11 protein-coding genes and 4 pseudogenes are annotated in these 14,132 nt (G+C 66.7%); 5 read left to right on the top strand and 10 right to left on the bottom strand.

All coding sequences use genetic code 11. The features are described 5' to 3' along the window. Window positions 1-68 precede the first annotated feature (68 nt). The 4 genes from ACFXBC_RS05825 to ACFXBC_RS05840 form a co-directional block, all read right to left on the bottom strand. Window positions 69-1,052 carry an aliphatic sulfonate ABC transporter substrate-binding protein gene (locus ACFXBC_RS05825; protein WP_385019102.1) on the bottom strand — a complete coding sequence of 328 codons (984 nt, stop codon included), beginning with the start codon at window positions 1,050-1,052 and terminating at the stop codon, window positions 69-71. An 88-nt stretch (window positions 1,053-1,140) separates the two neighbouring features. Then, window positions 1,141-1,920 carry an ABC transporter ATP-binding protein gene (locus ACFXBC_RS05830; RefSeq protein WP_385019104.1) on the bottom strand — a complete coding sequence of 260 codons (780 nt, stop codon included), beginning with the start codon at window positions 1,918-1,920 and terminating at the stop codon, window positions 1,141-1,143. After that, window positions 1,917-2,729, bottom strand: a complete 813-nt coding sequence (locus ACFXBC_RS05835; protein WP_385019106.1) for an ABC transporter permease — start codon at window positions 2,727-2,729, stop codon at window positions 1,917-1,919. The genes ACFXBC_RS05830 and ACFXBC_RS05835 overlap by 4 nt, the downstream gene beginning before the upstream one ends. Window positions 2,730-2,748: 19 nt before the next feature. Continuing rightward, window positions 2,749-3,942, bottom strand: coding sequence for an ROK family protein (locus ACFXBC_RS05840; RefSeq protein WP_385019108.1), 1,194 nt, complete (start codon window positions 3,940-3,942; stop codon window positions 2,749-2,751). Between the two features lie 432 nt (window positions 3,943-4,374). On the opposite strand from ACFXBC_RS05840, the gene ACFXBC_RS05845 reads away from it, so the two are divergent. Together ACFXBC_RS05845 and ACFXBC_RS05850 are read left to right on the top strand one after the other, a co-directional pair. Next, window positions 4,375-5,862: a sulfatase-like hydrolase/transferase gene (locus ACFXBC_RS05845; RefSeq protein ID WP_385019110.1), complete on the top strand. Its 1,488-nt coding sequence runs from the start codon at window positions 4,375-4,377 to the stop codon at window positions 5,860-5,862. Window positions 5,863-5,928: 66 nt separating this feature from the next. Next, entirely contained in the window at window positions 5,929-7,257 is a 1,329-nt protein-coding gene (locus ACFXBC_RS05850; protein ID WP_385019112.1) for a family 43 glycosylhydrolase, read from the top strand. 1,199 nt (window positions 7,258-8,456) lie between these two features. Here ACFXBC_RS05850 and ACFXBC_RS05855 read toward each other — a convergent pair. The 5 genes and pseudogenes from ACFXBC_RS05855 to ACFXBC_RS05875 all read right to left on the bottom strand — a co-directional run. Continuing rightward, on the bottom strand, window positions 8,457-8,819 hold the full coding sequence (locus ACFXBC_RS05855; RefSeq protein ID WP_385019114.1) for a hypothetical protein: 363 nt from the start codon (window positions 8,817-8,819) through the stop codon (window positions 8,457-8,459). 216 nt (window positions 8,820-9,035) lie between these two features. Further along, on the bottom strand, window positions 9,036-9,446 hold the full coding sequence (locus ACFXBC_RS05860) for a hypothetical protein (RefSeq protein WP_385019116.1): 411 nt from the start codon (window positions 9,444-9,446) through the stop codon (window positions 9,036-9,038). A gap of 595 nt (window positions 9,447-10,041) precedes the next feature. Further along, window positions 10,042-10,302, bottom strand: coding sequence for a hypothetical protein (locus ACFXBC_RS05865; protein WP_385019118.1), 261 nt, complete (start codon window positions 10,300-10,302; stop codon window positions 10,042-10,044). A gap of 501 nt (window positions 10,303-10,803) precedes the next feature. Beyond that, window positions 10,804-11,274 (bottom strand): NUDIX hydrolase, encoded by a 471-nt coding sequence (locus tag ACFXBC_RS05870; RefSeq protein WP_385019120.1) that lies wholly within the window; start codon window positions 11,272-11,274, stop codon window positions 10,804-10,806. A 2-nt stretch (window positions 11,275-11,276) separates the two neighbouring features. After that, window positions 11,277-11,543: pseudogene (locus ACFXBC_RS05875) on the bottom strand (XRE family transcriptional regulator); the annotation flags it as partial. Between the two features lie 4 nt (window positions 11,544-11,547). On the opposite strand from ACFXBC_RS05875, the pseudogene ACFXBC_RS05880 reads away from it, so the two are divergent. The 3 pseudogenes from ACFXBC_RS05880 to ACFXBC_RS05890 form a co-directional block, all read left to right on the top strand. Further along, window positions 11,548-12,153 (top strand): annotated as a pseudogene (locus ACFXBC_RS05880) (replication initiator); the annotation flags it as partial. After that, a pseudogene (locus ACFXBC_RS05885) lies at window positions 12,153-12,356 on the top strand (helix-turn-helix domain-containing protein); the annotation flags it as partial. The pseudogenes ACFXBC_RS05880 and ACFXBC_RS05885, both read left to right, overlap by 1 nt. Further along, window positions 12,345-13,594 (top strand): annotated as a pseudogene (locus ACFXBC_RS05890) (tyrosine-type recombinase/integrase). The pseudogenes ACFXBC_RS05885 and ACFXBC_RS05890, both read left to right, overlap by 12 nt. A 69-nt stretch (window positions 13,595-13,663) precedes the next feature. Here ACFXBC_RS05890 and ACFXBC_RS05895 read toward each other — a convergent pair. Beyond that, window positions 13,664-14,131, bottom strand: coding sequence for a hypothetical protein (locus ACFXBC_RS05895; protein ID WP_385019122.1), 468 nt, complete (start codon window positions 14,129-14,131; stop codon window positions 13,664-13,666). Window position 14,132 lies beyond the last annotated feature (1 nt).

Genomic DNA, 14,132 nt, shown 5'->3' on the forward strand with positions numbered 1-14,132 from the left:
CACACGCACCGGCCCCACAGCCGCACCCGCACCACATGAGCCGGGGCGACCTCGACGGAGGCCGAGGACTACTTGCCGGCGCTCTGCTCGTAGAGATCGCCCTCGTAGTAGTCGCTGGGATCCGGGTTGTCATCCAGCTGCTTGTTCCGGACGAAGAACTCGCCCAGCTTCTTCAGCCACTGGTTCACCTCACCGCTCTTGGTCTTCGCGGCCAGGTCCGCGGTGGAGAGGGTCTCCACATGAGAGGCGTCGGACTTGGCCTGGGCTTCGGTGACCTGGAGCATCTTGGCGGTGAGTGCGATGGACTCCTCCGGGTGCTGCTTGCGCCAGTCGTTGGCCTGCTGCAGCACCTTGATCACCTTGCTGTTCTTCGCCTTGGGCACCTTGGTGCCGGCGACGAACGCGGTGGGGAAGGCGCCCCCGGTCTCCTTGGTACTGGCTATCTCCGTAAGGCCCGGGACTTTCTTCCTGATGGTGTCGATGGCGGGGTAGAAGAAGCCGGCGCCGTCGATCTTCCCCGAGGAGAAGGCGGAGACGATGGTGGACGGGTCCATGTTGACCTTGTCGATGTCCTTCACGCTCATCCCGGCCTTCGCCAGGGCGATGTTGAGGACCATGTCACCGGAGGTGCCCTCGGGTACGCCGACCCGTTTGCCCTTGAGGTCCTTCATGGAGTTCATGCCGGGCCGGCCGATGACCCGGTCGGCGTAGGTGAGGGTGTCGATGGCGATGACCTTGGCCTTGCCGGAGGCCGGCAGCCACATCGCACCGGGGCCGATGTATCCGTAGTCGAGGTCACCGGCGCTGAGCGCCTGGACCTGCACGGGACCGTTGTTGAACGACTTCACGTGTGGGGTCAGGCCCGCCTTCTTCCACAGCCCCTGCTTGTCGGCGATCGCCAGCAGACTGGCCCCGTTGTAGTCGCCGATGTAGCCGAACCGAACCGTGCTGTTGTTCTCGGATGCGCTGTCGGAGCAGGCGCCGAGGGACAGCGAGAGCATGAACGCGAGGGGCAGCGCCGTGACGGCGTGCCTGATCGGCTTTCTGGGCATGCGGAAATTTCCTCTCGGGGCGGTGCGCCGGTCGATTCTGCGAAGTTCCTGGTACGGAGGCCCCGGGTGCGGGCCCTGCGACGACGGATCAGGCCGCCCGGGCCGGGGCTTCCTGGTGGTACACGGCAGTCCACACTTTGTTGCGGATGTGCAGGAACTCGGGCGAGAGCCGGATCTCCTCGGTACGGGGATAGGGCAGATCCACGTCGATCACACGATGGATACGGCCGGGCCTGGCGGCCATGACGACGACCCGGCCGGCCAGATAGACGGCTTCGTCCACGTCGTGGGTGATGAACAGCACGGTGCGCTTCTCCTGGCTCCAGGTCCGCAGCAGCTGGTCCTGCAGCTGCACCCGGGTCAGGGCATCGAGCGCCCCGAAAGGCTCGTCCATCAGCAGCACTTGGGGGTCGACCGCATAGGCACGGGCGATGGCGCAGCGCTGTTTCATTCCGCCGGAGAGCGTCTTGGGCAGGGCCTCGGCGAACTCGTTGAGACCGACGAGGCTGATGGCCTGCTCGGCGCGCCGGTGCCGTTCGGCGGCGGGCACCGAGGCGATCCTGAGCCCGAACTCCACGTTCTGCCGTACGGTCAGCCAGGGGAAGAGTGCGTACTGCTGGAAGATGACTCCCCGGTCGGGGCCGGGTCCTGACACCGGCGCCCCGTCGACCAGGACAGTGCCCGAGTCGGGCTCCTGCAGCCCTGCGACCATGCTCATCAGGGTGGACTTGCCGCAGCCGGACGGCCCCACGACCGTGACGAACTCCTGGTCCGCGATGTCCAGGCTCACTCCGTCGAGCGCGCTGAAGGACGCGCCCTTCAACGGGAAGGTCTTCACCACGTCACGGAGGGTGATCTTGCTGTTCATCGTCGCTCCTGCCAGCCGGTGAGACGTCGCTCGGCCAGCAGCAGCAGCCGGTCCATGACGAGCCCGAGTACGCCGATCGTGATGAGGGACACGAAGACCGCGTCCATGTCGAACCAGGTGGACGCCTTCTGCATCCGGTATCCCAACCCCTCCTGCGCGCCGATGAGTTCGGCGGCGACCACGGTGGCCCAGGACGCGCCGAGGCCGATCCGCATGCCCACCAGGATGAACGGAGTGGACGCCGGGACGACCACCTTGGCGAAGATGGTGCGGTCCGACGCGCCGAGCACCCGGGCCGCGTTGATGAGTGTGCGGTCGACGTCGATGACGCCCTGGAACGAGGAGAGGACGCAGGACATGAAGGAGGCCAGGAAGATCACGGCGATCTTCGGCACCTCGCCGATCCCCAGCAGCACGACCGCCAGCGGAATGAGCGCGAGTGGCGGGATGGTACGGAAGAACTGGATGTACGGCTCGATCAGGGCACGTGCGACGGGGTACCAGCCCATGAGGAAGCCGACCGGGATGGCCACCGCCACGCCGAGGGCATAGCCGAGGAGGACCCGGCGCAGGCTGGCGAACGTATCGGACGCGAGGGTGCCGTCGGAGATCATGGTGCCGGCCTTCTCCGCCACCCCCAGCGGCGCGGGCAGGTTCTCGACCAGCCCCAGAGCGGCCACGGCTGCCCAGACGGCGATGCCTGCCACCACCGCGACGGCGTTGAGGAGCAGGGGTCGGTGCCGGGAACGGCGCGGTTGCTGCTGCCGCCCTTCGGCGGCGGATTTCTCGGCGGGAGCGATCACAGCCATGGGTTCCTCGCTGGTGGCTTCACGCGTTCTCCTCGGGGACGGGCTGCGGGTAGTGGGTGAGCAGGGGGGATTCATGAAGAACGAGGGCGATACCGCCCAGCGCGCTGCCCGCGTCGCCGAACGTCGCGCGCCGTACGTCCACATGAGGGCGGGCCATCGGCATCAGCTGCTGCCGCAGGGCTCGTTCGACCGGCTCCAACAGCGCGGTTCCGGCCTCCGCCAGTTCGCCGCCGACGACGACGATGCCCGGCCCGACCGCATGGCAGACCGCGGCCAGCACCCCGCCGACCTCGCTGCCGACGCGTTCCAGCACCTCCAGGGCGGACGGTTCGCCGGCAGCGGCGGCGTCGAGGAACTCGGTGATGTCGTCGGCCCGGCCGCCGGCTTCGCGGTAGCGGTGCAGAACCGCGTCGAGCGAGGCACGGGTCTCCAGACATCCGGTCCCGCCGCAGCCGCATGGTCTGCCGGCCGTGTCCACGGTGATGTGCCCGAACTCACCGGACAGACCGTTACGGCCGCGGTGCAGCGCTCCGCCCACCACCAGCCCGCCGCCGACGCCGTGTGACAACCGCAGGTAGAGCACGTCGTTGCTGTCCGCCGCCGCACCCCACACCGCCTCGGCGAGCGCCGCGAGCCGGGTGTTGTTGTCCAGGAGGACCGGCACACCGAACTGCTCGCGCAGCAGGTCCGGCAGGCCATCGATGCCCTGCGCACGTGCGTTTCCGCTGCCGGGGTCGGTGATCGGTCCGACCACACCGACGCCGATCGCACTGAGTGCGTCGAGCTGGACGGTCGCAGACGTGGTGAGAAGACGTCCGGCGATAGCGACCCGATCGGGCCAGGACAGGTCCGCGGCATGCGCCTCGCTCGACGAACCGACCACCTCGTGTGCGAAGTTGACGGCCGCGACGTGCACGGAACGGCGTGCGAAGTCGATGCCGACCGCCTCGCCCGCTGCCGGATTGAGGCTGAGCTTCTCGACCGGCCGGCCGCGCTTGCGGACCTCGACGTGCGGTGTGCCGGTGACCACGGAGCCATGACCCACCAGTCCGGCGAGGATGTCGTGAAGCGTGGTGCGGGACAACCCGCTGCGATCGCCCAACTCGGCCCGGCTCAGCGGGCCGTGCCTGCGGAGCAGCCCGAGAACCGCTTGCTCATGGCTGCGGCGGAGGCGCGTCAGCGGACCGTCTTGTTCGTGCATGCAGGACAGCATGTGAGTGCCGGGTATTTTCGTCAATAACTCGAAACAAATTGTTCATATGAACGCTCTGTGTCAACAGCCGCCGCAACGGCTCCACCCTGACCTGCCCACATGTATGGTGCGGACACGCCCGGCACCCAGCCCGGCGGCCTTTTCAGCAACGCGTAACGGTGCGCGCGGTCCACAGCGGGGTCCCCCACGCGATTTGCGTTCACCCTCTTGACTTAAATCCCCGCCGGGCCGGAACATGCGTCGCACGGCACCGTCGAGCACGCAGTCGCACACGCACCGGAAGCCGCGTCGGCCATCCCGAAGCGGCATCTGTCGAGGCGTCAGGGCGGCGTGCCCGCAATGCCGACGTCCGATGCGTCCGCCCGTCCCGGGCCGGCGTGCGAGCCGGACCGACCCGAAAGGCCCTCCGTGCGCCGCAACATGCTCTTCCTGATGACCGACCAGCACCGGGTGGACACCCTGGGCGCATACGGCAATCCGCATACGCACACCCCGAACCTCGACCGGCTCGCGGACGAGGGAACGCGGTTCGACAGGTTCTACACCCCGACCGCGATCTGCACCCCGGCGCGCGCTAGCCTGCTCACCGGGGCGGCTCCGTTCCGGCACAAACTACTGGCCAACTACGAACGTAACGTCGGCTATCTGGAGGATCTCTCCGAGGGCCAGTTCACCTTCTCCGAGCAACTGCGCTCCGAGGGCTACAACCTGGGGCTGCTCGGCAAATGGCACGGCGGCGTACGGCGCACCGCAGCCGACTACGGCTTCGAGGGCCCCGACCTGGCCGGCTGGCACAACCCCGTGGACCACCCCGACTACCTCGCGTATCTGGCGGAGAACGGCCTGCCCCCGTACCGCATCACGGATCCGGTGCGGGGCACCACACCCAACGGCAGCCCGGGAAACCTCCTGGCCGCCCGCCTCCACCAGCCGGTGGAAGCCACCTTCGAGTACTACCTCGCCACGCGCGCCATCGAGATGCTCCAGCGCTTCGCCGCGCAGGAGGACCACGGTGACGGGGCACCGTTCTTCCTGGCCACCCACTTCTTCGGCCCCCATCTGCCGTACATCCTCCCGGACGCGTACTACGACATGTACGACCCCGGGCTGGTCGAACTGCCCGCCTCCATGGGCGAGACCTTCGCGGCGAAACCGGCCGTCCAGCGGAACTACAGCAAGCTGTGGGCCTTCGACACCATGGCGCTGGAGGAGTCACGGAAGCTGATCGCCGTCTACTGGGGTTACGTCACGCTCGTCGACGAGCAGATCGGCCGCATTCTCGACGCCATGCGTGAACTGGGCCTCGACGACCAGACGGCGGTCTTCTTCACCGCCGACCACGGCGAGTTCACCGGAGCCCACCGGCTGCACGACAAGGGGCCTGCCATGTACGAGGACATCTACCGCATCCCCGGTCTGCTGAAGGTACCGGGTGCCCCGCGGGGCCAGGTGCGCGAGGAGTTCGTCTCCCTCACCGACTGCACCGCCACCATCCTCGACCTGGCGGGCAGCGCGACCGGGCCGGCCGTGGACAGCCGCAGCCTGCTGCCCCTCGTACGGGGTGAGCACCCGCAGTGGGACGAGCACCACCTCGCCGAGTTCCACGGTCACCACTTCCCGTACCCGCAGCGGATGTTGCGCACCAGAACCCACAAGCTGGTGATCAACCCGGAGTCCTGCAACGAGCTGTACGACCTCGATGCCGATCCCGACGAGCTGCACAACCGCTACGACGAGCCGGAACTGCTCGGCGTACGCACGGCACTGACCCGGCGGCTGTACGACCTGCTCCGCGAACGTGGCGACAATTTCTACCACTGGATGACGCCGATGTACGACGTCGAGACGGACTACGACACCACACTGTCCGCCTTCGAATCCGACGGCCCCGAAGCTCACTCCGGGGCCGGACAGCCATGAACCGCATGCCGACAGACCGCCACAAGCCTTGACGACGAAGATGAAGAAGACGAAGGGGACAGCCCGATGGAGAGACCCGAGAACGCAATACACATCGGCCGCCGGTCGATACTGACCGGCGTGGCCGGATCCCTGGGGGTGGCCGCGCTGCCTACGGCCACCGCCGAGGCGCTGCCCGCGCACACACCGTCGCACCCGAAGAGCCACTACCCGTCGAACCGCCCCGAGCCGGATTCGTACGGACTCGCCGACCCCGGCCACGACTTGTGGCCGCGCGAGGACAACTCCTTCGTCCTCCCCCTGGAACTCCGCCCCAGAGACCATGAGTTGGGGCGCGTCTGGATGCGCGACACCTACGTCAACTGCTTCGTCGTCGACGGCCGCCCGCTCTACGTCGCCACCGGCACCACCCGCGTGCCCGGCCTCCCGGTGGCCGGCCCCTGGAACGACGGCATCTTCGTGTGGACAGCACGGTCCCTGCACGGCCCCTGGCGGCTGGCCGACACCACCGGTTTCCGCCCCGGCGCCGAGCGCGGCAAGGTGTGGTCGCCCGAGTTCGTCGACGAGAACCGTCCCGGCCGCACGGTCGTCGCCCCGTGGCAGGAGTACTGGTACGACGACCAGTTCGGCAAGCGGGGCGAGGCGTGGGCGCCCGAACTGCACTACTTCCGCGGCAAGTGGTACCTCGTCGCGTGCATGGGCGACCACTCCCAGAAGGTCGGCTCCTTCCTGCTGGTGAGCGACGGCGGGGTCGCGGGCCCGTACCGCCTCGCCGAAGGCAACCTCAAAAAGCCCTTCGGCGATTCGTTCATCGGCGGGCCCTCGTTCATCAAACCCGGTGCGTACTTCCACATCGACGGCAGCCTCTTCTCGGAAGGGGCCGACGCGTGGCTGGTGCTGCACAACAACCTCTACGCCAAGTTCCGCGACGACATGGAGGACATCGTCCCGACGACGAACCTCCCGGCCTTCCAGCAGAAGCCGTACACACCGGAGCCGTACCTCGAAGGCGCCTACGTCTTCAAGCACGGCCGCAAGTACTACCTGGTGCAGTCCGCGTGGGACCGCACCTCGATCGACGCCTACGGCAGCCCCCGCTACGCCTATGACGTGCCGGGCACCGGCCGCACGCAGTACCAGTACGACGCGGTCGTCGCCGTCGCCGACCGTTTCGAAGGACCGTACTCCGAGCGCTGGACCGCGGGCGTGGGCGCCGGGCACAACAACTTCTTCACGGACCGCGACGGAGACCTGTGGGCGACCTTCTTCCGCAATCCGGCCTCCGGTTACTGGTCCGACCCGTCCCGCACGGGCGATGCCGCGGTGGCCGGCGTCGTACGCCTGGAGTGGACCGGCCCGAAGGGCAACCGTCTGTACGTACGGCGCCAGAACTGACACACCGGTCGCGGTGAGGAGCGCCGCGGCTCCCCCTCGCGCCCTCGGCAAACACGCAGGTCAGACAGGGGCGGCCCGGCATGAGGGCCGACCCCGTCGGCGTGGGCGTCGCGGGGGGGGGCCACCGGAGCGGCTCACTGACCGGGGAAGCTCAGCCGCACGTGACGGTCGCTGGTGTCCCGTTGGCGTCCACCAACCTCCGCTAAGGCAACGCCCGGCTACCCGGATTGCGGCGGGCAGTAGCCTGCTGCCGTGGCCATCCTCCCGGGAAGACGACGGCAGCTGGAGCACGAACGAGGCATGCGGAAGTTGGCCATGGCCGGTCCGACTCACTGACATCACGACGCCGCTTCCAGACACTCGATTGAGCGTGTCCGGCGGAAGGGGATGCCGTCGGGAACGTCGGTGAGCCAGGAGCCGTCGCCCAGGGAACCAGTTCTTAGGGGTTGGTCACGTCGACGGCAATCTCGCCGCTTACCGTGCCCGTGTGCACGTCGGTCAGGTCGTAGCGAACCCATTCCTCCTCGTCTGGGCCCTCGCCGCCCAAGATGACGACGGCTTCCCGCTCGGCTCTACACCCCACGGTGGAGGTCCTGCAAAGCCGGGAAGTTCCCACATGGACGCCAGCGCGTAACGCACCGAAAAGGAATTCCCGCCAGATATGTTCTTGCAGGACTTCTGCGTGGGGTGACGGCAGTAGTTGACGGCGAGGTCAGCGGATGAGGGCGGGGCAAGCCCGTACGCTGGCGGTCCCCAGCAGTACGCCCATTACCTGGAGAACACTGATCACTTCGAAATCGAACTCGTCGCCGCTACTCTCGGACCCCGCCTCCGTGCTGAGTGCCAACAGACGGCCAGCTGGAGCTGAGACCTCCTCCGCCGCGGAAAGCGGAGCAGGGCCTGGCGAGGTACGCGGCGGCCGAGTCGACGAACCGGACCTCGGCTGAGCGAACCGCGTCCTGCTCGGCTTCCAGCCTTTGACGTGGAATGCGTCCCGTAGCTCTTTCAGCCGGGCGTCGCTCTCTCGCGGACCCACAGACTCTGCTGTGGTTGGAGCCGACAGCTGCCAGCGTGGTCCCCACGCCCAGGCCGTTCCGCCCCACGGCATTGCGGTTGTCGAGGGGCGGAACGTTTCGAGACTCCCGCAGGGTCAGACCGCGTTCAGCAGTCCAGAAGGCGCTGGCGGAGGCGCGGTCAGGTCACTGAGCGTCGGCGACGTCGCTGATGCCGTCGTCGAAAATCACGGTCAGGGGTTCGGCGCCGGTCCGGCTGGTGGTGGTGAGGTCATGCGCCAGCCGCTCATACACGGCGCCGGACAGCGCCCAGGTGCCGTCGTCCTTCCCGTATTCCGCGCTCTTGGTCCGAGTGCTACTCATGGCGATCAGCACGCCGATGATGGAACGGCCGGACAGAGTGATCCGCCGTCGGTCGTGTCCCTCCTCGGAGGGCGCGGCTGGGGCACGGAAGTGAGGGATGTTCGCGGCGTGTTCCTGGATGAAGTCCCACATGTCGCGGTGGCAGACCAAGTGCACCGTGCCTACGGTCGCTGCCCTGGCGAGCACGATGTCATGGTCGGCAAGGCGACTTTGCGACGCGGTGAGGCCGCCCTTCCCGGGCTCTTCCTCCGAGCTTGGTGCGTTGGCGGCTGCCTCGGTGGCGGCCCGCCGGTGAGCAGCGAACTCGGGTTCGGCGCCGTCCTCGGGCCGGCCAGGTTCAGACGTAACCGCACCGCTGGTCTCGGAGTCTTCGTCCGTAGGGGCGGAGGCGTCCGGCTCCTGCTACGGGGAGCCAGTGTCGGCGAACCCGCCCTGTTCAGACTGGACAGGCTCCGGCCGCTCCGGTGACAGCGCCTGCTCTCGGTCTGGATATGCGACGGCGGTCGGAGACTCGGGCAGGCGGGCGAAGAGCTCCCCTACCGCTGCCCGTAGTTCGTGGACGACGCGCGCCAGGTCGGCAACGTCCTGGCGCAGCCCGGGGAGCGACTTGTTGATCTCTGAGAGCGACGTAGAGGCGCTGTTGACGCGGCTGCGTGTCTCGCGGTTATCAACATGGAGCTCGTTGACCTGAGTGGTCACCGTCTCGGTGATCTCACGGCGCGAGGTCTCAACACGCTCCCCAAGCGTGGTGACTTGCTCCTCCAGCGCCCGCCGGGTGTCCAAAAGGGCAGTCATCAGATCGTTACGATTCACGAGTCCCCCACAGATTAAGTGATCAATCGGATTCGCTGCGTAGTATCACCAGATAGGAGCGACGTGGTGGGCCGCATGAAACGGTCTGGCTTGAAGGATTCGAGCAAGGGCTGAAAGGCGCGGAGGGAAAGGGCCAGCTGTTCGAAGCCCTTCGCTCAGATCGCCGGTGATGGCAGTCCCCCTGGGCTCCGTGTGGGCTTTGTCGGTGTCCTGGTGAAGAGGGCTAACGCTATGGATATTCCTTGAACCACGTGTCTTTCGCCACTGCGCGGGGCACACCGGTCGACCAACCAACCTCACCCGCACCTTCACCGTGCTTCTCCGCAAGGCTGGCCTTCGCCACGTCCGCCTCCAGCGAGACGCTCTCGACTCCCTCGGCCGCGCCCTCCACGACCCCACCCACCATCCGGCCCGACGACGGCCACGAACCACCACGTCCTGCAGCACCCGTCCGCTGACATTGCCGTCAACTACTGCCGCCAGACACCCCAGGGGCCCCGCCGGAAGCACATTCCGGTGGGCCCCTGGGCTCAGCGGAGAAGATTTTGTAATCCGTTTCGTGGACAGAATTCTCGAAGGCGTTTCTTTGCAACCGTTACTCGTAAGTTACGGCAGCCCGAAATATTGCTGCGATCATTGCCCAGCTCGGCGACTCGGGAACTGGTTCTCCGATGACATTCTTAAAGAACCCGTCCATCGCACTTGTCCAGCGGGCAGAAGCATCTACGAAATCCGTGGTCAAAGGATTCTCCAATGCGATGCGCCCGTCGCCGATGGCCCTTGCCAAATTCTGCAAGTACCCGGCAAGATCATCCTTCGACTTGATCTCGTTCAGCTGTGCATCGGGCCAGCTCATGAGGCCCACTCCACTGGGTCGAAGTGATTGATCACAATCGACCTCCCTTCGTTTTTTGTCGTGAACTTCCAGGATTAAGCTGCAACTTCTTCTGGGGTGGCCATCCTGAAGGGCATCCGAATTCCAGCCTTTTGGAAGGCAACCAAACGCCGATTGTCAAGTGTATGGAGGTTCCCGTTCTTATAGTGGAGGCGCATAGTCGGCAAATCCTCCGGCTTTACATAGCCTGAACGCAAACCGGCCGCAGTTTGCTTAATAGTCTCGCCGTTGCTGAAGCGCGGACTAACCGTATCCTGCGAGAATCTCACCAGCTTGGGGTCGATTGTTCCATTGCAGTTATGGACGAGAACCGGCGTAGCCCCCGCCAGCACGTAGTACGTGTGCTACGCGAAGCCTTCGACCTGCTTTTTCGCAGCTCAAGTGCGGTTTGCTGGTCCGGTGAAGTGCGTGGGCGTCCGTGGTTGTGCGGGGTTGTTGCCGTCGCTACTGCCGTCAGACGGTTCAGCCCAGGTACGGCTTCTCGCGCTGTTCCAGGAAGTGCTGGAGCCTGAGTCGTTGGGTGTGGTGCATCGGCAACTGCTCGATCTCTTCCGGCGGCACGAACCGGAGCTCGGTGGACTCGTCGGAGATCTCCAGCCGGCCGCCGCTGATGCGGGCGGTGAAGCAGACGTTGAACTGTCGCCGGACCTCGGCGTCGGCGTAGGCGATGATGTATTTCGGGTCGGTGTAGGTGCCGACCAGGCCGGTGATCTCCACGTCGAGGCCGGTCTCCTCTTTGACCTCGCGGACGGCCGTGCCTGGCAGGGAGTCGGTGAGGTCCATGCCGCCTCCGGGCAGGGCCCATAGGTCGTTGTCGCGACTGCGCTGGAGGAGGATGCGCCCGTGGTCGTCGGTGACGACGGCGGACGCGGCGACGACCATGCTGTTCGGCTTGGGCGCATTCGGGTCGTTGTAGTACTCGGTGCGGGCCACGGTCAGCCTTCCTCTCTTACGGGGGTTGCCGTCGCCCACACGGCGTAGAAGCTGTCGGCGTAGGTGTCGAACATGCCGCCTGTCTCGTGTCGGCGAAGATGCCACACGGGGGCTGCGTAGGCGTTGACGCCCCAGACGTGGGCGTTGACGAGTTGCTGGTCGTCGGCGCGGTAGAGGGAGTTGTAGAGCGTGGTGCTGTGGGTGTGGACTTCGATGCCGGGGGTGTCGGCGAGCGGCTTGTAGTGCATGAGGGCGAGGCGGCAGCGAGTCGGCTGGGGCCAGCAGTTCGACGTACGCGAGATCGCCGCCTTCGGCACCGACGCCGAACTGACCGATCAGGCGGTTGCTGCCTACGTGGCCAAGTACGCCACCAAGTCCGCCGAAGCCTCCGGCACCCTCGACCGCGCCCTGTTCTGCCGCCCCTGCCAGGGACGCGGCGCCACCCTCCTGCCCCACGGCACCCCGCTCCCCTGCACAGCCTGCGACGGCACCGGACAGGCCCAGCCGCTGCCCCGCCTCGCCGTCGCCCGACACGTCCGGCAGATGATCCGCACCTGCTGGGAGCTCGGCCGCCTGCCGGAGTTCGCCCATCTCAAGCTCTGGAAGTGGGCCCACATGCTCGGCTTCCGAGGCCACTTCTCCACCAGATCCCGCGCCTACTCCACCACCCTCGGCGCGCTGCGCGACGCCCGCCGCGCCTGGCGCACCGAACAGGCCCACGCCCACGCCAACCTACCTGAGCACGACCCGACGAGCACCCTCGTCGTCGGCCACTGGGACTACCTCGGCTCGGGCTACAGCCCCGGCGCAGCCCTCCTCGCGGCCGACGTCTGGCATCGCAAGGAACTGGAACGGCAGTTCATGGCCGAAGGGACCTGATGGCCTCGCTCCCGTCCACCGTTCTCCACGCAGAGGCGGCACCGGCGCTAGATCTGCTGACGGTGCCCCAGGTGATGGCCCGCCTCTAACTCGGCCGCTCCGCCGTCTACGACCTCCTCCGCACCGGCCAACTCGCCTCCATCACCCTCGGCCGCGCCCGCCGCATCCCCACCCACGCCCTCACCGACTTCATCCACACCCGCTCCCGCGCCAACGGCGACGGAACCGTCTACCAGCGCAAGGACCACCGTTGGGAAGCCGCCGGTTACGTCCTCGCCCCCGGCAACACCCGCAAGCGCATCCGCGTCTACGGCACCACTCGCAAGAAAGCCCTAGCCAAGCTCACCGAGAAGATCGCCACCAGCAACCTCGGCCTGCCCGGCCGACAGCACCGTCAGTGCGTACCTGACGTACTGGCTCAACGGCGTCGCCGTCCACCAGGTACGGGAGAACACCCACACCCGCTACGCCGCCTGCGTCCGCCTCCACCTCATCCCCGGCCTCGGCGCCAAGAAGCTCGCCCGGCTCACAGCCCGCGACGTCCGCACCTTCCTCGACCGCCTCCGCGTCGCCTGCCAGTGCTGCGACCAGGGAAGGGACACTGCCCGGCGACAGTGCTGCGCCATCGGCGAGTGCTGCGACAAGCGGCTCTCCCCACTGACCGCGACCCACGTACACTCGGTCCTCAAGTCCGCCCTGGAGCACGCCGTCCGCGAGGACGACCTGCCCCGCAACGTCGCCCGGAACATCAAGACCCCCGCTCCCCGCACTCGGCGCTTCAAGCCCTTCACAACGAGCGAGGCCCCGCAGTTCCTCCACGCAGCCATCGACGACCGGCTCCACGCGCTATACGAACTCGTCCTGCGCACTGGACTCCGCAAGGGCGAACTCCTCGGCCTGCACTGGGAAGACCTCGACCTCGACAGTGGCACCGCCAGCATCCACCGCTCCCTCCAGCGCACCCCTACCGGCGGCCTGACCATCCTTCACACCAAGACCCGCGCCTCCGAACGCCGCATTACCCTCCCCACCGAGTGCGTCAACTCCCCCAAGAACCACAGGGAACGACAGCAAAGAGAACAAGAAGCTGCCGGAACGAGTTGGACGGACAACGGCCTCGTCTTCACCAACCCCACCGGTAACCCCCTCGACCCCGCCAACCTCACCCGCCGTTTCCGCCGCCTCCTTCACAGGACAGGACTCCGGACGATCCGCTTCCACGACCTCCGACACTCGACCGCCGACCCTGCTCCTGGAGCGGGGCGTCGAACTCGTCGCCATCAAGGAACTCCTCGGGCACGCCCACATAGGCGTCACCGCCACCGTCTACGCCCACGTAAGGCTCCGCCTCCAACGCCAAGCCATCGACACACTGGGCAACGCCCTTGGCCCGACCGACGACGACCCCGACGACCCACTTGCAGGAGCCGTCGTCCGATGACGTTGCCGTCAGCGTTGCCGTCAACACGCGAGAAGTCCCACCGAAATGACCCTCCGGTGGGACTTCTGCTCATTCATTCAAAAATACCTCGATGGCCCTAGCCACCGACGCCGGGGTCGACTCGTCGTGCGGATCATCCATCCCGAGCATTGGTAGATCCAGCACCACGCTTGCCGAGTCTCCAAATTCATCCCTAACTGCCCTGAGGGACTGAAGCACGGCGTAGTAGGCGGGACTTATTTGCTCGAAGTCTTCCCTGATGGAGAATTCCCCATCTCGTTCAACGATCGGACGAAACGGCGGCACGACAATCCACTCCGGCAAGCCGTCGCCTTTCGAATTGGGCAAAGCCTGTGCCGCCTCCCTGTTCGGCCTACCGCCATAGCGATCGAATGCCCAAACTCCAGACATCACAAGCACGTCAGCCCGAAGTGAGCGGCTACTTTGGTTGGCGAACTCGATCGCCGTCGTTGCAGGCAGCAACCTCGACCAGAGGTCCAGGGTCGGCTGCTGGAGGGATGTCACGTAGATCTTCATC

The sequence above is a fragment of the Streptomyces sp. NPDC059398 genome, from assembly GCF_042751845.1.
Lineage (GTDB): Bacteria > Actinomycetota > Actinomycetes > Streptomycetales > Streptomycetaceae > Streptomyces.

What these genes read in the sequence shown, in the direction of transcription:
- ACFXBC_RS05845 (WP_385019110.1), top strand. Translation starts at nt 4,375, where the DNA reads ATGACCGACCAGCACCGGGTGGACACCCTGGGCGCATACGGCAATCCG.
- ACFXBC_RS05895 (WP_385019122.1), bottom strand. Translation starts at nt 14,131, where the DNA reads ATGAAGATCTACGTGACATCCCTCCAGCAGCCGACCCTGGACCTCTGG.
- ACFXBC_RS05830 (WP_385019104.1), bottom strand. Translation starts at nt 1,920, where the DNA reads ATGAACAGCAAGATCACCCTCCGTGACGTGGTGAAGACCTTCCCGTTG.
- ACFXBC_RS05850 (WP_385019112.1), top strand. Translation starts at nt 5,929, where the DNA reads ATGGAGAGACCCGAGAACGCAATACACATCGGCCGCCGGTCGATACTG.
- ACFXBC_RS05840 (WP_385019108.1), bottom strand. Translation starts at nt 3,942, where the DNA reads ATGCTGTCCTGCATGCACGAACAAGACGGTCCGCTGACGCGCCTCCGC.
- ACFXBC_RS05825 (WP_385019102.1), bottom strand. Translation starts at nt 1,052, where the DNA reads ATGCCCAGAAAGCCGATCAGGCACGCCGTCACGGCGCTGCCCCTCGCG.
- ACFXBC_RS05865 (WP_385019118.1), bottom strand. Translation starts at nt 10,302, where the DNA reads ATGAGCTGGCCCGATGCACAGCTGAACGAGATCAAGTCGAAGGATGAT.
- ACFXBC_RS05835 (WP_385019106.1), bottom strand. Translation starts at nt 2,729, where the DNA reads ATGGCTGTGATCGCTCCCGCCGAGAAATCCGCCGCCGAAGGGCGGCAG.